20 protein-coding genes are annotated in these 23,076 nt (G+C 72.6%); 10 read left to right on the forward strand and 10 right to left on the reverse strand.

Going from position 1 to position 23,076, the window contains the following annotated elements; genetic code table 11:
• Positions 1-20: 20 nt before the first annotated feature.
• Entirely contained in the window at positions 21-503 is a 483-nt protein-coding gene (locus FZC61_RS08690; protein ID WP_148613737.1) for a DUF2505 domain-containing protein, read from the reverse strand.
• A 52-nt stretch (positions 504-555) separates the two neighbouring features.
• Between FZC61_RS08690 and FZC61_RS08695 the strand changes: the two genes are divergently transcribed.
• From FZC61_RS08695 to FZC61_RS08710, 4 genes are all read left to right on the forward strand, one after another.
• Complete coding sequence (locus FZC61_RS08695; RefSeq protein WP_246142604.1) at positions 556-1,371, forward strand: tryptophan 2,3-dioxygenase family protein; 816 nt, start codon at positions 556-558, stop codon at positions 1,369-1,371.
• A gap of 92 nt (positions 1,372-1,463) precedes the next feature.
• Positions 1,464-6,359 (forward strand): NAD-glutamate dehydrogenase, encoded by a 4,896-nt coding sequence (locus FZC61_RS08700; RefSeq protein ID WP_148613739.1) that lies wholly within the window; start codon positions 1,464-1,466, stop codon positions 6,357-6,359.
• Between the two features lie 146 nt (positions 6,360-6,505).
• The gene (locus FZC61_RS08705; RefSeq protein WP_148613740.1) at positions 6,506-8,302 is read left to right on the forward strand and encodes an ABC transporter ATP-binding protein; all 1,797 of its coding nucleotides are present in this window, start codon (positions 6,506-6,508) and stop codon (positions 8,300-8,302) included.
• Entirely contained in the window at positions 8,299-10,140 is a 1,842-nt protein-coding gene (locus FZC61_RS08710; RefSeq protein ID WP_148613741.1) for an ABC transporter ATP-binding protein, read from the forward strand. Before FZC61_RS08705 ends, FZC61_RS08710 begins: the two co-directional genes overlap by 4 nt.
• Before the next feature lie 38 nt (positions 10,141-10,178).
• Here the strand turns inward: FZC61_RS08710 and FZC61_RS08715 are convergent, their stop codons facing one another.
• Genes FZC61_RS08715 through FZC61_RS08735 form a run of 5 tightly spaced genes read right to left on the reverse strand, consistent with a single transcriptional unit; the run spans position 10,179 to position 12,732 of the window.
• Positions 10,179-10,499, reverse strand: a complete 321-nt coding sequence (locus FZC61_RS08715) for a hypothetical protein (protein ID WP_148613742.1) — start codon at positions 10,497-10,499, stop codon at positions 10,179-10,181.
• On the reverse strand, positions 10,496-10,741 hold the full coding sequence (locus FZC61_RS08720) for a hypothetical protein (RefSeq protein ID WP_148613743.1): 246 nt from the start codon (positions 10,739-10,741) through the stop codon (positions 10,496-10,498). The genes FZC61_RS08715 and FZC61_RS08720 overlap by 4 nt, the downstream gene beginning before the upstream one ends.
• A 13-nt stretch (positions 10,742-10,754) precedes the next feature.
• Complete coding sequence (locus FZC61_RS08725) at positions 10,755-12,110, reverse strand: WXG100-like domain-containing protein (RefSeq protein ID WP_148613744.1); 1,356 nt, start codon at positions 12,108-12,110, stop codon at positions 10,755-10,757.
• Entirely contained in the window at positions 12,107-12,412 is a 306-nt protein-coding gene (locus FZC61_RS08730; RefSeq protein ID WP_148613745.1) for a WXG100 family type VII secretion target, read from the reverse strand. Before FZC61_RS08730 ends, FZC61_RS08725 begins: the two co-directional genes overlap by 4 nt.
• Positions 12,412-12,732, reverse strand: coding sequence for a WXG100 family type VII secretion target (locus FZC61_RS08735; RefSeq protein WP_148613746.1), 321 nt, complete (start codon positions 12,730-12,732; stop codon positions 12,412-12,414). Before FZC61_RS08735 ends, FZC61_RS08730 begins: the two co-directional genes overlap by 1 nt.
• 256 nt (positions 12,733-12,988) lie before the next feature.
• On the opposite strand from FZC61_RS08735, the gene FZC61_RS08740 reads away from it, so the two are divergent.
• Positions 12,989-14,110 (forward strand): hypothetical protein, encoded by a 1,122-nt coding sequence (locus FZC61_RS08740; protein ID WP_148613747.1) that lies wholly within the window; start codon positions 12,989-12,991, stop codon positions 14,108-14,110.
• Here the strand turns inward: FZC61_RS08740 and FZC61_RS08745 are convergent, their stop codons facing one another.
• Complete coding sequence (locus tag FZC61_RS08745) at positions 14,111-14,935, reverse strand: protein phosphatase 2C domain-containing protein (protein ID WP_246142605.1); 825 nt, start codon at positions 14,933-14,935, stop codon at positions 14,111-14,113.
• A gap of 51 nt (positions 14,936-14,986) precedes the next feature.
• On the opposite strand from FZC61_RS08745, the gene FZC61_RS08750 reads away from it, so the two are divergent.
• The gene (locus FZC61_RS08750) at positions 14,987-15,826 is read left to right on the forward strand and encodes an SDR family NAD(P)-dependent oxidoreductase (RefSeq protein WP_246142606.1); all 840 of its coding nucleotides are present in this window, start codon (positions 14,987-14,989) and stop codon (positions 15,824-15,826) included.
• On the opposite strand, the gene ku is transcribed toward FZC61_RS08750, so the two are convergent.
• Positions 15,823-16,782: a non-homologous end joining protein Ku gene (gene ku, locus FZC61_RS08755; RefSeq protein ID WP_148613750.1), complete on the reverse strand. Its 960-nt coding sequence runs from the start codon at positions 16,780-16,782 to the stop codon at positions 15,823-15,825. The genes FZC61_RS08750 and ku overlap by 4 nt on opposite strands.
• Positions 16,783-16,858: 76 nt before the next feature.
• On the opposite strand from ku, the gene ligD (FZC61_RS08760) reads away from it, so the two are divergent.
• The 4 genes from ligD (FZC61_RS08760) to FZC61_RS08775 all read left to right on the forward strand — a co-directional run bounded on the left by ligD (FZC61_RS08760) (position 16,859) and on the right by FZC61_RS08775 (position 20,849).
• The gene (ligD, locus tag FZC61_RS08760) at positions 16,859-17,812 is read left to right on the forward strand and encodes a non-homologous end-joining DNA ligase (protein ID WP_170286034.1); all 954 of its coding nucleotides are present in this window, start codon (positions 16,859-16,861) and stop codon (positions 17,810-17,812) included.
• Positions 17,809-18,747: a non-homologous end-joining DNA ligase gene (ligD, locus tag FZC61_RS08765; RefSeq protein WP_148613752.1), complete on the forward strand. Its 939-nt coding sequence runs from the start codon at positions 17,809-17,811 to the stop codon at positions 18,745-18,747. Before ligD (FZC61_RS08760) ends, ligD (FZC61_RS08765) begins: the two co-directional genes overlap by 4 nt.
• 202 nt (positions 18,748-18,949) lie before the next feature.
• Positions 18,950-19,645: a response regulator transcription factor gene (locus FZC61_RS08770; RefSeq protein WP_246142607.1), complete on the forward strand. Its 696-nt coding sequence runs from the start codon at positions 18,950-18,952 to the stop codon at positions 19,643-19,645.
• Positions 19,638-20,849 (forward strand): histidine kinase dimerization/phospho-acceptor domain-containing protein, encoded by a 1,212-nt coding sequence (locus FZC61_RS08775; protein ID WP_148613754.1) that lies wholly within the window; start codon positions 19,638-19,640, stop codon positions 20,847-20,849. Before FZC61_RS08770 ends, FZC61_RS08775 begins: the two co-directional genes overlap by 8 nt.
• A 317-nt stretch (positions 20,850-21,166) precedes the next feature.
• On the opposite strand, the gene FZC61_RS08780 is transcribed toward FZC61_RS08775, so the two are convergent.
• Positions 21,167-22,258, reverse strand: a complete 1,092-nt coding sequence (locus FZC61_RS08780) for an MSMEG_0565 family glycosyltransferase (protein WP_148613755.1) — start codon at positions 22,256-22,258, stop codon at positions 21,167-21,169.
• Positions 22,255-23,076, reverse strand: a complete 822-nt coding sequence (locus tag FZC61_RS08785) for a carbon-nitrogen hydrolase family protein (protein ID WP_148613756.1) — start codon at positions 23,074-23,076, stop codon at positions 22,255-22,257. Before FZC61_RS08785 ends, FZC61_RS08780 begins: the two co-directional genes overlap by 4 nt.

A 23,076-nucleotide genomic window follows, 5' to 3' on the forward strand; every position in this document is an offset into this window, starting at 1 on the left:
GGGCGGAGCGAGGGGAGGGGCTAGCGGCTGCCGGCGAGCCAGGCGGCCCCGACGGTCTGCTCGACGTCCATGCCGCTCCTGACGTTGTCGGCCATGAGCGACTCGAGCTTGCCGCCGATCAGCGGCACCTTGACCTTGATCTCGAGCTCGACGGTCTCGGTGGTGCCGGCGCCGTCGGCGGCCAGCGCGATGGTGCCCGAGGCCCCGGTGGGCTTGCCGGGGGTGATGATCTCGAGGGTGCCGCCGGTGGGGTCGCGCCAGGACTCCTGGAGGGTCACCTCGGTCGTGTCGCCGGCGATCTTCTTGGCGATCGCGGGCAGGCCGGCGGTGTTCTGGACCTGGTGCATCACGAGCTCGAAGCCGTCGCCGGTGGGCGTCAGGGTGAGGTCGTGGGAGACCACCTCCTGCGCAGCACAGACCTTCTCGCGGAACGCCGGGTCGGCGAGCATGGCGTAGACCTCGGCCGGCGGGGCGTCGTAGGTCAGCACGTGACGGAACTTCATGGCGCCATCATGCCCGGCGGGTCCGGGGCCTGTCCGTGGAAGGCTGGCGTTCGTGACCGACGACCAGACCGACTCCGGCGACGACGGCTTCGTCTTCTTCGGCGAGCAGGGCGCCCAGCTGACCTACGGCAGCTACCTGCGCCTGCCGGTGCTGCTCGACGCCCAGCACCTCGAGTCAGACCCGCCGGCGCACGACGAGCTGCTGTTCATCACCATCCACCAGGTCTACGAGCTGTGGTTCAAGCAGCTGCTGCACGAGGTCGCCGCCGCCCGGGAGGCGATGGTCGGCGGCGAGCTCTGGTGGGCCCAGCACCTGCTGGCGCGGGTGCACGTGATCGAGCGGGTCCTGGTGCAGCAGGTCGACGTGCTCGAGACCATGACCCCGCAGGACTTCCTGGAGTTCCGCCAGCGCCTGGCGCCGGCCAGCGGGTTCCAGAGCGTGCAGTTCCGCGAGCTCGAGTTCCTGTCCGGGGCCAAGGACCCGGCCTACCTCGAGCGGTTCCGGGGCCTGACGCCCGACGAGCAGGACCGGCTGCGGCGGAGGCTGGAGGAGCCGACCTTGTGGGACGCCTTCCTCGCCGTGCTCAAGGCCCACGACCTGCCCGCGGCGGACGACGAGGAGGTCGCGACGTCGGTGCGCACCACCGCCCACGACCGCAACCGGTACGCCGCGGTGTGGGCCCTCGCCGACGCGCTGCTCCAGCACGACGAGCTCGCCGCGAGCTGGCGGGCCCGGCACGTCGTGATGGTCGAGCGGATGATCGGCAGCAAGTCGGGCACCGGGGGGTCGAGCGGCTCGGCGTACCTGCGCGGACGGCTCCCGCTGCAGTACTACCCCGTGCTGTGGGAGGTCCGCAGCCGGCTCTGACGAGGTCAGGTGTCGTGACGTTCTCGTGACGTGACCGGTGGGTAGCGGCCCGGCTGTTGTCGCTGCCTGCCCCGGGTCCTACCGTGACACCCGTGTCAACGACGACGCACGAATCCGACAAGGCCGAGCTCCTCGCGAAGGCCGTGACCCTCGCCCAGCACGGGAAGGGCAGCGGCGGCCCGCCGCACGACCAGGTCGCGACCCTGCTGCAGTCCTACTTCCGGCACGTGTCGCCCGAGGACGTCCTCGACCGCTCCGACGCCGACGTCTACGGCGCGCTGGCCTCGCACTACAAGCTGGCGCGCAGCCGCCCGCAGGGCACCGCCCAGGTGCGCGTCCTGACGCCGACCCCGGCCGAGCACGGGTGGAGCGCCGCGGGCCACACCGTCGTCGAGGTCGTCATCGACGACATGCCGTTCCTCGTCGACAGCCTGACGATGGAGCTCAGCCGCCAGCTGCGCGACGTCCACCTCGTCGTGCACCCGAGCTTCGACGTCGTGCGCGACGTGACCGGCGAGCTGCGGTCGGTGGTTCCGGTCGCCGACGGGTCGAGCCCGCCGCGCGACGGCGCCGTGCGCGAGTCGTGGATGCACGTCGAGGTCGACCGGCTGCGGGGCGGCGACCTGGGTGGCCCGACCGCGGCGTCGATCGTCGACGACGTCCAGCGGGTGCTGCGCGACGTCCGCGAGTCCGTCGAGGACTGGGACAAGATGAACCTGCGCGTCGCGGCCATCGTCCAGGGCCTGCACGACGACCCGCCGCCGCTCGACGCCGAGGAGCTGCGCCAGTCCGGCGAGCTGCTCACGTGGCTGGCCGAGGGCAACTTCACCTTCCTCGGCTACCGCGAGTACTCCCTGGAGCGCGCGCTGGTCGACGGCGTCGAGGACGACGTCCTGCGAGCCGTGCCCGGCACCGGCCTGGGCATCCTGCGCTCCGACCAGGTCATGTCGGAGTCGTTCGGGCGGCTGCCCGAGGCGGTCAAGGCCAAGGCCCGCGAGAAGACGCTGCTGGTGCTGGCCAAGGCCAACTCCCGCTCGACGGTCCACCGCCCGGCCTACCTCGACTACGTCGGGGTCAAGACCTTCGGGGCCGACGGCGAGGTCACCGGCGAGCGCCGCTTCCTCGGCCTGTTCTCCAGCGCCGCCTACACCGAGTCGCTGCTGCGGATCCCGCTGGTGCGCGAGAAGGTCCAGGCGGTGCTCCAGCGCAGCGGGTTCGACCCGGCCAGCCACGCCGGCAAGGCGCTGCTCGACACCCTCGAGACCTACCCGCGCGACGACCTGTTCCACACCCCCGTCGAGGAGCTCGGCCCGCTGGCCGAGGCCGCGATGCAGGCCCGCGAGCGCCGGGCCGTGCGCATGTTCGTCCGCAAGGACACCTACGACCGCTACGTCTCGGTGCTCGTCTACCTGCCCCGTGACCGCTACAACACCGGGGTGCGCGAGAAGTTCGTGCAGATCCTCAAGGACCGCTACCGGTCCGACAGCGTCGAGTTCAACGTCCGCATCAACGAGTCGACGACGGCCCGGGTCCACTTCGTGGTCCGTCAGCCCGCCGGCCACTCGATCCCCGACGTCGACACCGCCGACCTCGAGCGGCGGCTCGCCGACGCCTCCCGGTCGTGGCGCGACGACTTCACCACCGCCGTCATCGCCGAGTACGGCGAGGACGTCGGCGCCGTCCTGGGCCGGCGCTACCTCGACTCGTTCCCCGAGGCCTACAAGGAGGACTTCGCGCCGCGCACCGCGTCGGTCGACCTCGGCCGGCTCGAGGCGATCAGCGGCGAGCAGGGCATCGACCACTCGCTCTACCAGGACCTCGACGCCGGGGCGGGCGAGGCGCGTCTCAAGCTCTACCGGATCGGTCCGCCCCTGTCGTTGAGCCAGATCCTGCCGATGCTGAGCTCGATGGGCGTCGAGGTGGTCGACGAGCGGCCCTACGGGCTCACCGGGCTCGAGCGCCCGTCCTACATCTACGAGTTCGGCCTGCGCTACGGCGGCACGCTGCCCGAGGAGGCGCGCGACCTGTTCCAGGACGCCATCCGCGCGGTCTGGGACGGCTTCACCGAGATCGACGGCTTCAACGCGCTCGTGCTCGGGGCGCGGCTCACCTGGCGCCAGGCAGCGCTGCTGCGGGCCTACGCCAAGTACATGAAGCAGGGTGGCACCCCGTTCGCCCTCGACTACATCGAGGACGCACTCGGCAGCAACGTCGAGATCACCCGGCTCCTCCTCGAGCTGTTCGACCTGCGCTTCGACCCCGACCGGCGCGCGGGCGGCTCGGGGAGCGCGACGGGGTCGACCGGTGAGGCCGAGGCCGAGGTCGAGGCTCGCATCCAGGCCGCCCTCGACGACGTGGTCAGCCTCGACCACGACCGGATCCTGCGGTCCTACCTGACCCACGTCAAGGCGACCCTGCGCACCAACTACTTCCAGCACGCGCAGGGCGGCACCCCGCACCGCTACATCTCGCTGAAGATGGAGCCGTCGGCCATCCCCGACCTGCCCGAGCCGCGGCCGAAGTTCGAGATCTTCGTCTACTCGCCGCGCGTCGAGGGCGTCCACCTGCGCTTCGGCGCGGTCGCGCGCGGCGGGCTGCGCTGGAGCGACCGGCGCGACGACTTCCGTACCGAGGTGCTCGGGCTGGTCAAGGCGCAGATGGTCAAGAACACCGTGATCGTCCCGGTCGGGGCCAAGGGCGGCTTCTTCGCCAAGCACCTGCCCGACCCCGCCGTCGACCGCGACGCGTGGCTGGCCGAGGGCATCGCCTGCTACAAGACGTTCATCTCGGGCCTGCTCGACGTCACCGACAACCTGGTCGAGGGCGTCACGGTGCCGCCCGAGCGCGTCGTGCGCCACGACGGCGACGACACCTACCTGGTGGTCGCCGCCGACAAGGGCACCGCGACCTTCTCCGACATCGCCAACGGCGTGGCCAAGAACTACGGCTTCTGGCTCGGCGACGCCTTCGCCAGCGGCGGCTCGGTCGGCTACGACCACAAGGCCATGGGCATCACCGCCCGCGGGGCCTGGGTCTCGGTGCAGCGCCACTTCCGTGAGATGGGGGTCGACTGCCAGACCCAGGAGTTCACCTGCGTCGGCATCGGCGACATGTCCGGCGACGTCTTCGGCAACGGCCTGCTGTGCTCCGAGACCACCCGGCTCGTGGCGGCCTTCGACCACCGCGACATCTTCATCGACCCCACCCCCGACGCGGCCACGTCGTACGCCGAGCGCAAGCGGCTCTTCGACCTGCCCCGCTCCTCGTGGCAGGACTACGACGCGGCGCTGATCTCGCCCGGCGGCGGGGTCTTCCCGCGCACGGCCAAGTCGGTGCGGATCACTCCCGAGATGCGTGCCGCCCTCGGCATCGCCGCCGGCACCGACAAGATGACGCCGGCCGAGCTGATGCGCGCGATCCTCCTCGCGCCGGTCGACCTGCTGTGGAACGGCGGCATCGGCACCTACGTCAAGGCCGAGGAGGAGTCCCACGCCGACGTCGGCGACAAGGCCAACGACGCGATCCGCGTCAACGGCGGCCAGCTGCGCGCCCGGTGCGTGGGGGAGGGCGGCAACCTCGGGCTGACCCAGCTCGGCCGCATCGAGTACGCCCGCGGCGGTGGCCGGGTCAACACCGACTTCATCGACAACTCCGCCGGCGTCGACACCTCCGACCACGAGGTCAACATCAAGATCCTGCTCGACCGCGTCGTCGCCGCCGGCGACCTCACCGAGAAGCAGCGCAACAAGGTGCTGGCCGAGATGACCGACGAGGTGGCCGCGCTGGTGCTGCGCGACAACTACGAGCAGAACCTCGCCCTGGCCAACGCCGAGTCCAACGCCGCGCCGCTGCTGCACGTGCACGAGTCGTGGATGAAGAAGCTCGAGAAGGACGGCGTCCTCAACCGCGAGCTCGAGGACCTGCCGACCAGCCGCCAGGTCGCGCGGCGCATCGACCGCGGCCAGGGTCTCAGCACGCCCGAGCTGTCGGTGCTGCTGGCCTGGACCAAGATCGTGCTCGCCAACGAGCTCATCGCCTCCGACCTGCCCGACGACCCCTACCTCGACCTCGACCTGCGGGCCTACTTCCCGACCCAGGTGCGCGAGGGGTTCGCCGACCGGATCTCCGACCACCCGCTGCGCCGCGAGATCATCGTGACCCAGGTGGTCAACGACCTGGTCAACGGCGCCGGGATGACCTACTGGCCGCGGCTCGCCGGCGAGACCGGTGCGACCGCCGCCGAGCTGACCCGGGCCAACTTCGTGGCCCGCGAGATCTTCGGCTCGCTGCCGTTGCGCGAGGAGCTCGCCACCCACGACACCACGATCGACGCCGCGGTGGTCACCCACATGCGCATCGAGATGCGCACGCTGGTCGAGCGCGGCTCGCGCTGGCTGGTGACCAACCGGCGCCCGCCGCTCGACAGCCAGGGCCTGGTCGACCAGTTCGCGGGCCCCGTGCAGCAGGCGATCACCCAGCTGCCCGACCTGATGGTCGGACGCGAGCTGGCGGCCTACGAGAAGCGACGCGACCAGCTCGTCACCAACCACGTGCCCGACGACCTCGCGGCGCGGGTGGCCGCGCTGCCGACGGCGTACGTGCTGCTCAACGTCGTCGAGATCGCCGGTCGTGAGGGCCTGGAGGTGGCCGACGTGGCGCGTGTCTACTTCGCGCTCGGTGAGCGGCTCGGCCTGTCGGGCCTGAGCCAGCAGATCCTCACGCTGCCGCGCGCCGACCAGTGGCAGACGATGGCGCGCGCAGCGCTGCGCGACGACCTGCACGCGGTGCACGCCCAGCTGACCGCCCAGGTGCTGGCCGCCACCTCGCCCGACGACTCCGCCCCCGCCCGGATCGCGGCCTGGGAGGACGGCGACGCCGTCGTCGTCGCCCGTGCCGCCGAGACCCTGACCCAGCTCGTGTCCGACGAGCAGGCCGACCTGGCGCGGATGTCGGTCGGGCTGCGGGTGGTGCGCGGACTTCTTACCTGAGGCGGTCGGTCGGCCGTCATCGTGCCCGTCGGCCATCCGGCGTGGTGGCACGGTGGGGACGACCGTCACATCTGAGGTAGCAGACCACCCTCTGAGGTGCCTTAGTCGTTCGCCGATGTCGGTGTCGACACCTAGGATCGTTGCCGATGGCAACTGATCTCGGACCCGACCCCGACGTGGCGCCCCCCGCGGGCGTGCACTCGATCTGGCGCATCCGCGGCTACCTGCGCCCGCACCTGCTCTCGGTGGTGACGATGCTGGTCACCTCGCTGGCTGTCGTCGGCACCTCGATCGCGATCCCGCTGGTCACCAAGGCCGTCATCGACGGCCCGATCGCCGACGGCGAGCTGGCCCCGGTGCTGCCGCTGGGCCTGCTGGCCCTCGCGTTCGGCCTCGTCGAAGCGGTACTCATCTGGCTGCGCCGCTGGGTGCAGAGCACGGCGGTCCTGGCGATGGAGAACACCATGCGCCACGACCTCTACCGCCACCTCCAGGCGCTGCCGATGTCGTTCCACAGCCGGTGGCCGGCCGGCCAGCTGCTGTCGCGGGCCATCCAGGACCTCAGCTCCATCCGACGGTTCCTCGGCTTCGGCCTGATCTTCCTCGTGGTCAACGTCGTCCAGGTCATCACGGTCTGTGCCGTGCTGCTCGCGATGTACTGGCCGCTCGGCCTGGTCGTCGCGGCCACGGCCGTGCCGATCATCTGGCTGTGCGCCCGCTTCGAGAAGCGCTACGTCGTGATGTCGCGCCGCGTGCAGGACAAGCAGGGCGACCTGGCCACCCTCTCCGAGGAGGGGGCCATCGGCATCCGGGTCATCAAGGCCTTCGGCCGCAGCGAGCACGTCGCCGCGCAGTACGAGACCGGCGCCCGCGAGCTCCACGAGCTCAGCATGGACAAGGTCCGGCTCTCCTCCCGCTTCTGGACCTTCCTCGAGGTCATCCCCAACCTGGCCGTGTGCGTGGTGCTGCTCCTCGGCGCCATCGGCGTCGGCCAGGGCGCGCTCACCCCCGGCGAGCTCGTCGCGTTCCTGACGCTGCTGCTCTCGCTGGTCTGGCCGGTCTCGGCCCTCGGCGTGATCCTCGCGATGGCGCAGGAGGCGATGAGTGCCGCCGCGCGCATCCTCGAGGTCCTCGACACCGAGCCCGCGATCGTCGGGGGCACCGTCACCATCCCGGAGCCGCGCGGCCACCTGCGCTTCGAGCACGTCGACTTCGCCTTCCCCGACGCGCCCGACGAGCTCGTGCTGCGCGACATCGTGCTCGACCTGCGCCCCGGCGAGACCGTCGCCCTGGTCGGCGCCACCGGGTCGGGCAAGACCGCGCTCACCTCGCTGGTCCCGCGGCTCCAGGACGTCACCGGCGGCCGGGTGACCCTCGACGGCGTCGACGTGCGCGACCTCGACCTGCACCACCTGCGCTCCCTGGTGGCCACCGCCTTCGAGGAGCCCACCCTGTTCTCGATGAGCGCGCGCGAGAACCTCACCCTGGGCCGCAGCCCCGCCGTCGACCCGGCCAGCGACGCCGAGGTCGAGGAGGCGCTCGACGTCGCCCAGGCCGGCTTCGTCCGCGACCTACCGTGGGGCCTCGACACCCGCATCGGCGAGCAGGGGATGGCGCTCTCGGGCGGCCAGCGCCAGCGCCTCGCCCTCGCCCGGGCCGTGCTCGCCCGGCCCCAGGTGCTCGTGCTCGACGACACGCTGTCCGCGCTCGACGTCCACACCGAGAAGCTCGTCGAGGACGCCCTGCGCAGCGTGCTGTCGGCCACCACCGGCCTGGTCGTGGCCCACCGCGCCTCGACCGTGCTGCTCGCCGACCGGGTGGCGCTGCTCCAGGACGGCACGATCACCCACGTCGGCGACCACAGCGAGCTGCTCGCCACGGTCCCGGCCTACCGCGAGCTGCTCTCGGCCGACGCCGAGCTGCGCGAGGCGGTGTCGGCATGACGACCACCCAGGAGCGCCCGCTCGACAAGTCGTGGCGCGGGGTCGGCAAGAACGACGCCGACGAGATCCACACCGCCGACCGGGTCACCTTCACCGGTGGGTCGCGCCAGCTGCTCGACGAGATCCTGCGTCCCTACAAGCGTGCGATCTGGCTGCTGGTCGGCGTCGTCGTCGTCGAGAACGTCGCCCGCCTGGCGATCCCCTACCTCGTGAGCGTCGGCATCGACTCCGGCATCCCGCCGATCCGCGAGCGTGACGACCTCGGCCCCCTGCTGACGGTGGTCGCCCTGGTGCTCGGCGCGACGGTCGTGCAGGCACTGACCCGCCAGTTGTTCCTGCTGCGGTCGGGCCGCATCGGCCAGGACCTCCTCTACCAGCTGCGTCGGCGCGTCTTCCGCCACTTCCAGCGGCTCAGCCCGGCGTTCCACGACGACTACACCTCAGGTCGCGTGATCTCGCGGCAGACCTCCGACATCGACGCCATCTACGAGATGCTCGAGACCGGGTTCGACGGACTGGTCACGGCGTTCCTCACCCTCGTCGGCACCGCCGTCATCCTGATGTTCCTCGACGTCAAGCTGGGCCTGGTCGCGCTGGTCTCGGGTCCGTTCCTGTTCTGGGTGACGGCGTGGTTCCGCCGGTCGTCGGCCAAGGCCTACCGGGTCTCGCGCGAGAAGGTCGCGCTGCTGATCGTCCACTTCGTCGAGACCATGGGCGGCATCCGCGCGGTCCAGGCCTTCCGCCGCGAGCCGCGCGACCTCGAGATCTTCGACGAGCTCAACGACGACAACCGCAAGGCCAACCTGGTCGCGTTCCGTCTGGTCGCCTGGTTCATGCCCGGCATCAAGCTCATCGGCAACGTCACCATCGCCGTGACCCTGGTCTACGGCGCCTACCTGGCCCACGACGGCGAGATCACCGTCGGGGTGCTGGCGGCGTTCCTGCTCTACCTGCGCCGTTTCTTCGAGCCGATGATGGAGATCTCGCAGTTCCTCAACACCTTCCAGTCGGCCTCGGCCGCGCTCGACAAGCTCGCCGACGTGCTTCGTGAGGAGCCCACGGTGCCCGAGCCGACCGTGCCCGTGCCGCTCGGTGCCGGCGGCGGCACCCTGACCTTCGACCACGTGCGCTTCGGCTACCTCGACGACCGCGACGTCCTGCCCGGCCTCGACCTCACCGTCCCCGCCGGCCAGACCGTCGCCCTCGTCGGCACCACCGGTGCCGGCAAGACGACCCTGGCCAAGCTCTGCACCCGGTTCTACGACCCGACCGGTGGCCGCATCCTGCTCGACGGCGTCGACCTGCGCGACCTGACCTCCGACGACCTGCGCTCGTCGGTGGTGATGGTGACCCAGGAGAACTACCTGTTCACCGGCAGCGTCGCCGACAACATCCGGTTCGGCCGGCCCGGGGCCAGCCAGGCCGACGTCGAGGCCGCGGCGCGCGCCCTGGGCGCCCACGACCTGATCATGGCGCTGCCCCAGGGCTACGACACGCAGGTCGCCAACCGGGGCGGACGGCTCAGTGCCGGGCAGCGCCAGCTCATCGCCTTCGCCCGGGCGTTCCTGGCCGACCCGGCCGTGCTCATCCTCGACGAGGCGACGTCGTCGCTCGACGTGCCGTCGGAGCGGCTGGTCCAGCGTGCGCTGCGCACGGTGCTGGCCGGACGCACCGCGGTGATCATCGCCCACCGCCTCTCTACGGTCGAGATCGCCGACCGGGTGCTCGTGATGGCGCACGGCGAGATCGTCGAGGACGGCACCCCCGACGAGCTCGTCGGCAGCGGGCAGGGCCACTTCTCCGACCTCCACCAGGCCTGGCTCGAGTCGTTGGCCTGACGGCCCGACCTGCCGCGGGACGGCGGGGAAGGTGGGGGTCAGCGGGACCGGTCGGGCTCCGGCTCGAGGTCGGCCAGCACGACGTCCCCGCGGCGTACGAGGTCGGCCCGCTCGTCGGGGTCCATCCGGTCCCACTGCTCGGCGAACTGCCGGGTGAACCCCGTGGTCAGCGAGACGAGCTCGGGGTCGCCGGCCAGGTCACGCATGTCGGTGCGACCGATGAGGACGTCGGTGATCCGCTCGCCCAAGGGCGTGCCCGCGTAGTGGCGGGCGAGCTGGCCGAGGCCGTCGCGCAGGACCCTCGCGCCGGCGTCGTCGCCGGCGAAGTCGCGGATCGAGTCGCGCGGGGCCTCTCTCACGACGGGTCCGCCAACCTCGACCCCAGGCCGGTGACGAGGTCGTCGAGGCTGAGGTCGCCCTCGTCGGGGTCGAAGGAGTGCTCGACGTGCACCGTGCCGGCCGCGCGGTCGACGGTCACGATCCACACGTTGAGGTCGAGCTCGAGCGGGTCGGGCCCGGGAGAAGCGACCGCGTCGAGGATGACCCTGGCCCCGGGGGCTCCCTCGTCGCGGAACAGTCGTTCGGTCCAGTCCTGGCTCATCGGGGGTGTCCTCTCACGGGCTCGGGAACGCGGTGTTGACGACACCATTGCGCACGTAGACGGTGATCGTGCTGACCGGGTTGCCCTGGGGGTCGGTGCCGATGGTGCGGCCCAGGTCGTAGGTGATCTTGCCGGGGTCGTGGGGGTCGATGTCGCCCTTGCGCAGGGCCTCGCCGACGTAGTCCTTGAGCTGCTCCTCGGTGATCCCCTCGTGGAAGTGGCTCTTGCCGGGGGTGTTGGCGTCGGGCCAGTGCCCTTCCTTGATGTGTTCAAGGGGCGTGTTGTCGCCCTTCTTGTACTTCACGACCTCGTCCCAGGTGTGGTCGATCTTGGGCGGCAGGTTGCGCCAGTCGTCGAGGTCGTCGACCTTGCGCACCGCGGCCGCCTCGTCGAGGTCCTTGGCGCGCTTGAAGCGCGCCAGGACCGTGCGCAGGCCCGGCACCTTGGTCACGACGGACTCGAGCTTGAGCACGGCGCGGGCCTTGGCCAGGCGGCGCAGGTCGTTGAGCGCGTCGAGGATCTTCATGGCGGCCCTGACCGCGCGGGTGCCCGCGATCGCGGTGCCGGCCGCCGCCCCACCGCCGAAGGTGAAGAAGCCGACCACGACGCCCACACCGACGCTGATGCCGGCCTCGATGGCCAGGTCGCGCATGATGCCCTTGATGATGTCGCGGTGCTCGTCGACGGTGCTGGCGTACTGCTCGCACGCGTCGGCGAGCGAGTCACAGACCTCCGCCAGGTCGCCGGCCGCGAGCTTGACGTCGCCGGCCGCGTTGACCGCCAGCGGGACCTCGGGCGACCGCTGTGACTCGAGGTGGCTGATCGCGGTGTCGCAGTACGACGGCAGCCGCCGTAGGTCGCCGGCGGCCGACCTCCAGCGCGACCCCGCCTCGCGCAGCCGGTCGGTGTCGGCGTTGGGCCACGCGAAGCCCTGCAGGTGGTCGACGACGAGGTTCCAGAACTCCGGGAAGTCGTCGTTGTCACCACCCAGGCTGCTCGGCGGCGTGCTCGTCGCCACGTCGACGGGTCCGTCGCCCAGGGCGGTCGCGCCGGTGTAGACCGGCGGCGGCCGGTTGAAGACCGAGGCCGTGTTGGCGTGGCGGTGGTTGTCGATCGAGGCGGCGGTGAGCCTGGCGAGGGTGGCGAAGGAGTCGACGAGGTCGTTGAACGCGGCCACGGCGTCGCGCGCGGCGGTGTCGTACTGCGCGCTGAACTCGGTGGAGGTCGCGTCGTCGCCCGCCATGGCGCCGTACCCGGACAGGTCGCGGGTCAGGCCGTTGTAGAACAGCGCCGCCAGCTGATTGCCGCCGACGAAGGCCGCGGCGGCGGAGTCGTAGGAACCACCGGTCACGTCGATGGCCTGGTTCACTGCACCCGCTCCCACATCGAGACGTTGGCGTCGACCGCGGCCGTGTAGTTGTCGTGAGCGGTGCGCGCGGCCCGGCGCATCGTCGTGAGCGCCGCGTGCATGGCGCGCATGCCCTTCTCCCACTCCTGGTGCGCCGCGCGCTGGGCCTGGGCCGACAGGCCCTCCCAGGTCTCGTGCAGGACCGCCATCCGCCGTTCGAGGTCGGTGGTGATGCGCTCGAGGTCGGCCTCGCACTGCTGCAGGTCGGTGATCACCGCGTCGAGCTCGGCGCGGTCGACGGAGAACGTGCCGGGGTCGCCCATCAGCCGAGCCGGTCGACGATCTTGGCCGACACCACGTCGAGCCGCTGCTGCGACGCCTCGTCCTGGTGTGCCCAGTCACGCTGGGTGGCCTCGAGGAGCGCCGACATCGCGTCCAGTCCCTCCTTGACGTCGGCAGCGCCGGCCAGCCACTGCTCCCACGCGTCGGCGAACGCCTCGGCCGCGGCACCGGTCCAGCCCGAGCCGAGGAATCCCGACACCCGCCGGTCGATCGTGCGCCTGGTCTCCTCCAGCGCCTGGCTGGCCTCCACCACGTCGGCGCGGCCGCGTCCGAACGCCTCGTGCATCATCTGCATCGTCATCGGTCAGCTCCCTTCGAGTGTGTGGTCGGTCCTTCCCCACCGATCGGGGCGCTACACCACCGAGCCGGCCACGGACCCGTCGGCGGGGCACGCGAGGGGGACCTCGACGTGGCATGATCGAAGACCAGGTGGAAGCGGAGGAGGTGGCGTCGGTGCGAGGGATCGCTGACCGTGAGGTCGTCCGACCGCTGCCCGAGACCCGCCGCGACACGCGCCACCCCGCCGGGGCCTCCGACCTCGTCCTGGCCCCCGCACGGTGAGCGCACCGATCGGGTCGCGACGTGCCGAGCTCGACCCCGACGACGGCCCGCGGATCCTGCTCCTCGTGGCCGCTGCGGCCGGGCTGGTCCTGGTGCTGGCCGTGGTCGGCTACCTGCTGCTGCGTGACGACGGCACCGACCCGGCCGACGCCGGTCCGACCGCCGGTCAGCCCTCGGTCGTCGCGCCCGGCGGCACCGTGTCGTCGTCGGCCCCCGCGGACGCCACCGAGGAGCCCGACCCGCTCGACGACCCGATGAGCCCGGCGTCGATCGACCTGCGCTACGAGAGCCTCGCCGCCTCCGTCACGACCGGCACCGACCGCTGCCGGACGGCCAAGGCACGCCGGGGCCAGGACGAGCGGGTGCGCTGCGACGTGCCGTCCGGCACCCTCGAGCTCGTCACCTACACCCGGGCCACCGACCTCCTCGCCCGCCGGGCCGAGGCGGTCACCGACCGGCCCGGCGGCGTCCTCGACGCCAGCCGCACGCGCGTGATGATGGCCTTCCAGGACCCGGCCGCGCCGACGAGGGCGTCGGCGAAGGGGCCGAAGGGGAAGGGCGGCTCGAAGGGCGCCCAGACCAAGGGCGCAGGACGCGGCCGGACCTACCTGTACTGGGACGACCAGCGCGCCCGGCAGTCGGCCGTCTACCTGGCCGACGCCGGCACCGACCTGTCGGTCCTCTCCACGGCGTACGACGCCACCGGGCCCGTGCGGCCCTACCCGACCAGCCTGACCGACAAGCAGCTGGTCGCCTTCACCCGGCGCTGGGTGAAGCCCGACGACTGCCTGCGGACCGTCACCGTCAACCCCGGAGCCGCGCAGGAGAGCTACTGCGACGTCAAGGGCCCGGTCGAGGTGTTCGTGGGGCGCTTCCGCACCAAGGCCGACCTCGAGGCCTATCGCACCCTCGTGGTGGCCAGCGCGATCGCCGACAAGCGCACCCTGCGCGACTGGAACCGGGCCAAGGGCGGCGCCCCGGTCGGGGCGCTCTACGAGTACACGACCGGCGACGGCACCGTGGCGCGCTACTGGGACGACTCGTCGTGCCTGTGCTACGCCGAGGCCTTCCTCGCGCAGGGCAGCTACGACCGGCTCGCCCGCTGGTGGGACCGCTAGCTAGCTAGTGGCGGCCACCACGGCGATCGAGGTGTCGTCACCGCCCACCTGCGCGGGGTCGCCTACGTCGGCCGGCAGCCGCGCCCGCAGGGCGTCGAGCCCGCCGTCGCGCACGGTCGCGGCGAGGTCGCGAGCCGTCGTGGACCACCACGTGTCGGGGTCGGCGCGGGCCTTGCCGAAGCCGTCGGTGCAGACCATGGCCAGGACCACCGGGTCGTCCTGGTCGGCGGCGTCGGCAGCCAGGTCGACGGTCGCGGTGCGCAGCGACGACATCGGGTCGGGCTGGCACAACGACGCGGTGCGGACCCCGTCGCCGTCGGGGTCGTCGGGCAGCGGCCGCCACGCCCGACCCGACGCCCGCACCACCACGGTGTCGCCGTCGCCGACCTGGAGGGCGACCAGACGGTCGTCGGAGACCGCGAGCGCGACCAGGGTCGTGCCGTAGGGCACGAGGGGGCCGCGACGGGCCTCGTCGGAGCGCAAGGGGTGAGCGGCGACGTGCTCGAGGACCGCCCGGCGCCAGGCCGACACCGCGTCGACCGCGACGGCGGCCGGGTCGACCTCGCCCGCGCCCTCGAGCGCGGCCGTCAGCGCGTCGAGGGTGAGCGCGGTCGCGAGGTCGGCGCCGACATCGCTGCGGAAGTGGGCGTGGTGGCCGTGGCCGTCGGCGACGACGACGACCGCCGCGCTGCCGTCGGGGGCCGCCCAGGTGCGCACGGAGTCCTGGTGGGGCAGGTGCGTGGCCACGTGGAAGGAGCCGATCGTGGTCGCCGACGCCACGCCCCAGCCCGCCGGTCGGGGAGCGCGGGGGGTGCGGCCGGTCATGGCTCCACCCTGCCACCCACGACCGACAGCCACGACCGACATCATCGTCACGTGAGCCTCCTCCTCCAGACCCCTCGCGCCGTCTGCCGCCGTCTGCTCCGCCCGGGCGCGGCGAGCCCGCTGCAGGACCGGGTGGTCCTGGTCACCGGGGCGTCCTCGGGCATCGGCGCGGCGACGGCCCGTCTGGTCGCCGCGCACGGAGCGACGACGCTGCTGGTCGCGCGCCGCGCCGAGACGATCGCCGCGCTCGCCGACGAGCTCGTCGCCGCCGGCGGGCGTGCCGCGGCGTACCCCTGCGACCTCACCGACGGCGACGCCGTCGACGCGCTGGTGGCGCGGGTGCTGGCCGACCACGGGTCGGTCGACTACCTGGTCAACAACGCGGGCCGCTCGATCCGGCGGTCGTTGGCGGCCAGCCACGACCGGTTCCACGACTTCGAGCGGACCATGGCCATCAACTACTTCGGGCCGGTCCGGCTCACGATGGGGCTGCTGCCCGCGATGAGGGAGCAGCGCTTCGGCCACGTCGTCAACATCGTGTCGTGGGGCGTGCAGCTCAAGGCGCCCAGGTTCGCGGCCTACCTCGCCTCCAAGTCGGCGCTCGACACCTGGGCCCGGGTCGCGGCGCGTGAGACCTGGGACGACAACGTCACCTTCACCAACATGCGCTTCGGCCTGGTGCACACCCCGATGGTCGAGACCACCGTCGAGCACTACCGCCGATGGCCGTCACTGACCGCCGACCAGGCCGCGGCCCGGGTGCTGCGGGCGCTCGAGGACCGGCCGGTCTCGTTCAACGTCGCGGCCGGACGAGCCGGCGACGTGCTCAACCTGGTCACGCCGCGCCTGGCCGACTTCGTGATGCACCGGCTCGACCGGTCGGGCTCCTAGGAGGCCTTCTTGGCGGCGGTCTTCTTGGTGGTCGACTTCTTCGCCGGGGCCTTCTTGGCGGCCTTCTTCGCAGGAGCCTTCTTCGCCGCCGTCTTCCGGGCCGGGGCCTTCGCGGCGGGCGCGTCCTCGACGGTGTCGGCATCGGTGTCGTCGTCGGGCTCGGCCTCGTCGGGCACGGTCTCGCCGCGGGCGGTCCGGGCCGCGGCCACCGAGCGCTGCAGCGCGGCGAGCAGGTCGACGACCTCGCCACCGGTCTTGGTCGAGGTCGGGGTCCGCTTGATCTCGCCGCCCTCGATCTTGGTCTGCACCAGGTCCTTGACCGCGTCGGCGTAGTCGTCCTCGTACTCGCTGGCGTCGAAGTCGCCGGCCAGGGTCTCGACGAGCATCGTGGCCATCTTGACCTCGGAGTCCTTGACCTCGCCGGTCTCGACCTGGAAGTCGGGGGTGCGGATCTCGTCGGGCCACATCATCGTCTGCAGCACGATGACGTCGTCGCGCACGCGCAGCACCGCGACCGTCGTGCGCTGGCGCAGCGCGACGGTGACCACGGCCATCCGGTCGGCGTCGAGGAGGGCCTGGCGCAGCAGCGCGTAGGGCTTGGCGCCGGTCTTCTCGGGCTCGAGGTAGTAGGACTTCTCGAACAGCATCGGGTCGATCTGGTCGCTGGGCACGAACTTCTCGACCGCGATCTCGCGCGACGACGTCGACGGCAGCGCGGCCATGTCGTCGTCGGTGAGGATGACCATCTCGCCGTCCTCGGTCTCGTAGCCCTTGGCGATCTCGGAGTAGGGGACCTCCTCGCCGTCGATCGAGCAGACCCGTTGGTACTTGATGCGGCCGCCGTCGCTCTCGTGCACCTGGCGGAAGGCCACGTCGTGGCTCTCGGTCGCGGAGTAGAGCTTGACGGGCACGCTGACCAGCCCGAAGGAGACCGCGCCCTTCCAGATCGCACGCATGGGCCAGTATCACCCGCTCGGCCACCCGGTTGTCCACCGCGCGCCGCGCGGCCCGGCAGCAGGCAGGATGGGGGCCATGCGTCCGATGCTCGCCACGCCCGGCGACCGCGTGCCGCCCGGTGAGGGGTGGGCCCACGAGGTGAAGTGGGACGGCATGCGGGTCCTCGCCGACTCCGCCGGGTACGGCGAGCGGGGCCGCTACCGGCTGACCAGCCGCAACGACAACGACGTGACCGGCGCCTGGCCCGACGTCGCCGAGGGCCTGCGCGGGCTGCGCCGGCGCGACCTGCTCGTCGACGGCGAGGTGATCGCGCTCAACGCCGACGGTGTGCCCGACTTCCGCACCCTGCAGGAGCGGATGCACGTGCGTCGCGCGGCCGCGGTGCAGCGGCTGGTGACCACCGTGCCGGTCACCTACATGGTCTTCGACCTGCTCCGCCTCGACGGCGTCGACCTGGTGCACGAGCCGCTCGCGACCCGACGGGCCCGGTTGGCCGAGGTGCTCGACGGGTCGCCGTGGCAGGTGCCCGCGTCGTACGACGACGGCGCGATGCTCCTCGAGGCGACCCGCCAGCAGGGCCTCGAGGGCATCGTCAGCAAGCGCGTGTCCTCGCCGTACCGGCCGGGGGAGCGCAGCCCCCACTGGCTCAAGCTCGCCCACCGCTTCCGCGGCACCTACGTCGTCGGGGGCTGGCGCCCCCAGGAGGGCACGACCCACCGGCTCGCCTCGCTGCTCGTCGGGGAGGTCACACCCGACGGGCTGGTCTTCCGCGGGCGCGTCGGCAGCGGCATCGCCGCCAAGCAGAGCCGGCTGCTCACCGACGCCGTCGCCGGGCTGGCCCGCCCCACGAGCCCCTTCGTCGACGAGGTGCCGCGCCTCGACGCCGCCGGCACCACCTGGCTCGAGCCCGTCCTGGTCGTCGACGTCGACTCCCACGGCCACGGCCACCCGAGGCTGCGGCAGCCGTCGTACCAGGGGATCCGCACCGACCTGACCCCCGACGACCTGGCCGCGGCGGTCGACCGGTGAGCCCGCGCGGGGACAAGCACCCGGTCGAGGAGCTGCACGTCGACGTCGAGGGCCGCACCCTCAAGATCAGCAGCCTGAGCAAGGTGCTCTACCCCCTCACCGGCACGACCAAGGGCGAGGTGCTCGACTACTACGCCCGGATCTCGCCGGTGATGCTGCCGCACCTGGCCGACCGCGCGGTCACGCGGATCCGCTGGCCGCACGGCGTGCAGGACCTCAGCTTCTTCGAGAAGAACGCCCCCGCCGGCACGCCGTCCTGGGTGCGGACGGTGACGGTCCCGACCAGCGGGCGCCGCGCGGGCCGCTACGGCGAGACGGCCAACGACACCCTCACCTTCCCCGTCGTCGACGACCTGGCCACGCTCACCTGGTTGGCCAACCTGGCCGCGATCGAGCTGCACGTGCACCAGTGGAAGGTCGGGCGCAACGGCCGCCCGCGCAACGCCGACCGGATCGTGGTCGACCTCGACCCCGGGGAGCCGGCCGGGCTGCACGAGTGCTGTCAGGTGGCCCTCCTCGCGCGCGACAAGCTGGCCGGCCGCGACCTCGTCGCCAAGCCCGTCCTCAGCGGCAGCAAGGGCCTCCACCTCTACGCCGATCTCCCGCACCGGCTGCCGCCCGAGGAGTCGACGGCACTGGCCAAGGAGATCGCCGAGGAGCTGCAGGCCGAGCACCCGCGCCTGGTCACCTCGGCCATGACCAAGGCCCGGCGGGGCGGCAAGGTCTTCCTCGACTGGTCGCAGAACGCCGGCTCCAAGACCACCATCGCGCCCTACTCGCTGCGCGGCAAGGAGCGCCCGTACGTCGCCGCGCCGGTCACCTGGGACGAGGTCGTCGCCGGTGCCGACGACCCGTTCGGCCTCGAGCAGCTCACCTTCGACCGGGTGCTGGAGCGGGCCGCGGAGCACGGCGACCTCTTCGGCTGCGGTCCGTGACCCGTTACCGAACGGTGGGGGCCGTGTTGCGTGGGTGTGTCGTGGGTGTGCCCCGGCTGTGGTCCGGGGGCTCCTAGCCTGGAGGCCGGCTTCCTGGAGGGGGGCCGTGCCGCGAGGGAGCGGGGCCCCGGTTGACGGAGTCTGTCCAACGATTCCGCCAGTCCGCCTCGGCGACCCCCGGTGACCCCCTATGCTCCTTCCCATGGGTCACAGAGTTCTCGTCGTCGAGGACGAGGAGGACATTGCGTTCCCCCTCGTCCGGACGCTGGAGCGCGAGGGCTACGACGTCGACTGGGTCGACAGCGGCCAGAAGGCCCTCGACGAGCTGGGCGGTCGCACCACCGAGGTGATGATCCTCGACCTGGGCCTGCCCGACATGGACGGTCTCGAGGTCTGCAAGCAGGCCCGTTCGGCCGGCTACGAGGGCGCGATCATGATCGTCACGGCGCGCGCCGGGGAGCTCGACCGCGTGGTCGGCCTCGACTACGGCGCCGACGACTACCTGGCCAAGCCGTTCGGGCTGGCCGAGCTGCAGGCGCGCGTGCGCGCGCTGCTGCGCCGTACGGGTGGCGGCTCGGTCAACGGCGTCGATCAGCCCGACGACGGGCTGCGCATCGACGTGGCCGCGCGCCGGGTCTACGCCGGCGACACCGAGGTGCCGCTGACCGGCAAGGAGTTCGACGTGCTGTCGATCCTGGCCGCCAACAAGGACAAGGTCGTCAGCCGTGGTCGGCTGATGGCCGACGTGTGGGACGAGAACTGGTACGGGTCGACCAAGACCCTCGACGTCACGATCGGTCGGCTTCGTCAGAAGCTCGAGGGCCAGGGCGTGACCGAGCGTGTCGTCGCCGTGCGCGGGGTGGGCTTCCGGCTCGAGGCCCCCGCGCCCGATGCGTGAACGTCTGACGATCTGGTTCATCGCGATCACGCTGCTGCTGCTCCTCGGGGCCGGCCTCGTGCGCGCCTACGCCAGTGACGGCGAGGTCCGCCGGGCCGAGCGTGCCGACGCCACGGCGGTCGCGACGTCCCTGGCGAGCGTCGTCTCCGACGAGCTGTCCGCCGGTGGCGAGGTCGACCGGGCGCTGCTGGAGCCCTTCGCCCTGCCCCGCCTGGAGCTCAGGTACGCCGTCCCCGGTGCGCCCGACGTCGTCGCCACCGGTGCGGACCGCCCGGGCGACGTCGCCGAGGAGGACGAGGCCGTCGCGAGCGTCGTGGTCGCGGGGGGCGGGACCCTCACGGTCAGCGCCCGCCACGACGAGGCCCTCGAGGGGATCTGGGGCAGCGACCTGCGGGGGGTGCTCGGACTGTTCGGGCTCCTGGCCGTGATCGCCGGGAGCGTCGGCTACCTCGTCGCGCGCAGCCTGTCGCGTCCCTTCCGCCAGCTCGCCGTCGCGGCCGCGGCCCTGGGGCGCGGGCGGTTCGACCTCGACCTGCCGCGCGGCGGGGTCCCCGAGGCCCGCGCCATCGCCACCGCGCTCGAGCTGAGCGCGAGCCAGCTGCGCGACCGCCTCGAGCGCGAGCGTCAGTTCTCCCAGCACGCGAGCCACGTCCTGCGCACCCCGCTCACGAGCCTGCGCTTCACGCTCGAGGAGCTGGTCGACGAGCCCGACCTGTCGGTCCCGGCGCGCGAGTGCGCCCAGCGGGGTCTCAAGGCGGTGGCGCAGCTCAACGCGGCCGCCAGCGAGCTCGTCGAGCTCAGTGGTCGCGGCGTCCTGGTCGCCGGGGCCGCGGTGCCCCTGCGCGACCTCGCCACCCAGGTGGCGCAGCGTTGGGCCGACGTCCTCGACGAGGACGACCGACGGCTCACCGCCGCCGTCGAGGGCGACGTCGACCTCACCTTCACCCCCGGCCCGGTCGAGCAGGTGCTCGACCTGCTCCTCGACGACGTCGTCCAGCGCGAGTCGGGCTCGGTGCGCCTGGTCTTCGAGGGCGCCGCCAGCCGGCTGCGCGTCGACGTCCTCTGCTCGCGGCTCGACGGAACGCTCGGAGCGCCGCGCCACGCCAGCCAGGACCGAGTCCTCCTGGTCCTCGACGCCCTCGGCGGACGCCTCGAGCAGCCCGCCGACGTCGACGTGCTGCGCCTGCACCTCCCACGCCGGTAGCGCCCCGGGAGCCCACGACCCCCACCCCACGGTGGTCGAGGAGGTCGCCCGCGACCGTCTCGAGACCACTCGACCGCACCGGGAAGCTTTCTTACTCCGGGTCCCACGGGGTCGGGGTCGGGCGGCCGCCCGCGTAGTCGATCGCGTCTCACCTGCTCCGGGAGTCACATGGCGCTGACCGGGACGCTGAACGTGTGACAGGGCCGCTGAAAGTCCATCGGCCCTGTCAGGGTTCCGGCGTCCCGGTGTGACAGATGGGGTGGGTGTGAGTCTCTGGTCGCCCTGTCCACCGACGAGGACCCGGACCGACGAGACCCTCAACCTAGCCGGTCGTACAGCTCCAGGTGCGCGGCGGCCGCGGCGTCCCAGCTGAACCCCCGGGCCAGGAACCGGCCGGGCGAGGGGTCGGGCGGGTCGTCGAGCGCGCGGTCGAGGGCGGCGGCGATGGCGGCGGGGTGGGCGGCGTACGACACGGCGTCGCCGAGCACCTCGCGCAGCACCGGCAGGTCGCGGGCCACGACGGGGGTGCCGGCGGCCAGGGCCTCGAGGGCGGCCAGCCCGAAGCCCTCCTGGGTGGAGACGAACGGCAGGACGGCGGCCTCGGCGACCAGGGCCGGGAGGGCGGCGTCTTCCACGACGCCGAGGATCGTCGGTGCCAGGCCGAGGTCGGCGGCGCGGGCCTCGAACGCGCCGCGGTAGTCGCGGTAGTCGAACAGCGTCTCGCCGCCGGCGAGCACCAGGCGTACGTCGGGGCGCTCGGCGTGCAGCAGGGAGTAGGCCTCGAGCAGGTCGAGAGTGCCCTTGCGGGGCTCGATGCCGCCGACGGCGAGCACGTAGTGGCCCAGGGTCCGGCGCCAGCGAAGCCGCCCGACCTGGTCGGCGGCCCCGGCCTCGAAGCGGGCCGCGTCGACGCCGTTGGGGATCACGGTCGGCTCGCGGCCCCAGCCGGCGCGCACCTCGCCGGCGACCGCCGCGGACACGCAGACCAGGGCCGACGGCGCGACGATCGCCCGCTCGTGGCAGGCCACGAGCTCGGGGGTCGTGAAGGTGTCGAGGTGGTGCACGGTGCGCAGGCACGGACCCGAGCGCAGGGCCGCGTTGGTGCTGAGGCAGTCCTGCGCGTGCACGACGTCGTACGCCGCCCGCTCGGGCGCGAACGCGGTGCCGAGCACGTCGATGGACCGGGCGATCCGCTCGCCGAACGGCTCGTCGGGCCCGAGGTCGGCGAAGGGCACCGCGCGCACGCCGACCCGGTCGTCGACGGGCCGGAAGAAGCCGGTGTCGCCGCCACGGCCGAGGGTCCAGACGTCGACCTCCACGCCGAGCCGGGCCAGGGCCTCGGCCAGCGCGAGGGTGTGGACGACGCCGCCGCGGGGCTTGGTCGAGTAGGTGAGCAGCGCGACCCTCAACGGTAGGCCGCCGCACTCAGCTCGGCGAGGTGGTGCAGGACCCGCCGCGACCGGGCGATCTCGGCGCCGACGTCGACGGTGGCCACGGCGAGGCCGCCCTTGGCCGAGGTGCGGGCCAGCACGTCGCCACCGGGGCCGACGACCTTGGCCTGGCCGAGGAAGCGCAGCGACCCGGTGACCCCGGTCTGGTTGGACGACGCCCACACGACCTGGTTCTCGGCGGCGCGCGCGCTGTCGTAGAGGTCGAAGAGCCGGCTCTGCCGGTCCTGCGGCAGCCGGGAGGCCCGGTCGGTGACCGAGGCCGGCCACGCCGACAGGCACGCCAGCACCTCGGCGCCGTCGACCGCGAGTGCGCGGGCGGCCTCGGGGAAGGTCTTGTCGTAGTCGATGAGCATGCCCATCCGGCCGACCGGGGTGTCGAAGGCGCTGAACCGGTCGCCCGCGGCGTACGCCGACGCCTCGGCGGCCGGCAGGTGCACCTTGCGGTGCCGGCCGAGCACCCCGTCGCCGCTCAGGCACACCGCCGCGTTGTAGGTCGCGTCGTCGGACCGCTCGGCGTACCCGACGCAGACGACCATCTCGCCGGCCAGCCCGACGAGCCGACCCAGCACGGGGGAGTCGTCGTCCAGCGCCGGCGGCAGGTCGTCGAGGTCGGGGGCGCGCAGGTCGGTGAGGTAGCCGCCGAGGGTGGCGTCGGGCAGCACCAGCACGTCGCAGCCGGCCTCGCGGGCGCCCCCGAGGATCCGCTCGACCTTGGCGAGGGAGCGCTCGAGGTCGCGACCGAAGTGGGCGGCGACGGCGCCGATGGTGACCGGCAC

Source organism: Nocardioides rubriscoriae (assembly GCF_008087085.1).
Taxonomy (GTDB): domain Bacteria; phylum Actinomycetota; class Actinomycetes; order Propionibacteriales; family Nocardioidaceae; genus Nocardioides; species Nocardioides rubriscoriae.

Excerpts from the sequence above, each read along its gene's own strand:
- FZC61_RS08730 (WP_148613745.1), bottom strand. The coding sequence starts at position 12,412 with ATGGGCGACCCCGGCACGTTCTCCGTCGACCGCGCCGAGCTCGACGCG.
- FZC61_RS08690 (WP_148613737.1), bottom strand. The coding sequence starts at position 503 with ATGAAGTTCCGTCACGTGCTGACCTACGACGCCCCGCCGGCCGAGGTC.
- FZC61_RS08710 (WP_148613741.1), top strand. The coding sequence starts at position 8,299 with ATGACGACCACCCAGGAGCGCCCGCTCGACAAGTCGTGGCGCGGGGTC.
- ku (WP_148613750.1), bottom strand. The coding sequence starts at position 16,782 with ATGCGTGCGATCTGGAAGGGCGCGGTCTCCTTCGGGCTGGTCAGCGTG.
- FZC61_RS08735 (WP_148613746.1), bottom strand. The coding sequence starts at position 12,732 with ATGACGATGCAGATGATGCACGAGGCGTTCGGACGCGGCCGCGCCGAC.
- FZC61_RS08775 (WP_148613754.1), top strand. The coding sequence starts at position 19,638 with ATGCGTGAACGTCTGACGATCTGGTTCATCGCGATCACGCTGCTGCTG.
- FZC61_RS08705 (WP_148613740.1), top strand. The coding sequence starts at position 6,506 with ATGGCAACTGATCTCGGACCCGACCCCGACGTGGCGCCCCCCGCGGGC.
- FZC61_RS08770 (WP_246142607.1), top strand. The coding sequence starts at position 18,950 with ATGGGTCACAGAGTTCTCGTCGTCGAGGACGAGGAGGACATTGCGTTC.
- FZC61_RS08720 (WP_148613743.1), bottom strand. The coding sequence starts at position 10,741 with ATGAGCCAGGACTGGACCGAACGACTGTTCCGCGACGAGGGAGCCCCC.
- FZC61_RS08745 (WP_246142605.1), bottom strand. The coding sequence starts at position 14,935 with ATGACCGGCCGCACCCCCCGCGCTCCCCGACCGGCGGGCTGGGGCGTG.
- ligD (WP_170286034.1), top strand. The coding sequence starts at position 16,859 with ATGCGTCCGATGCTCGCCACGCCCGGCGACCGCGTGCCGCCCGGTGAG.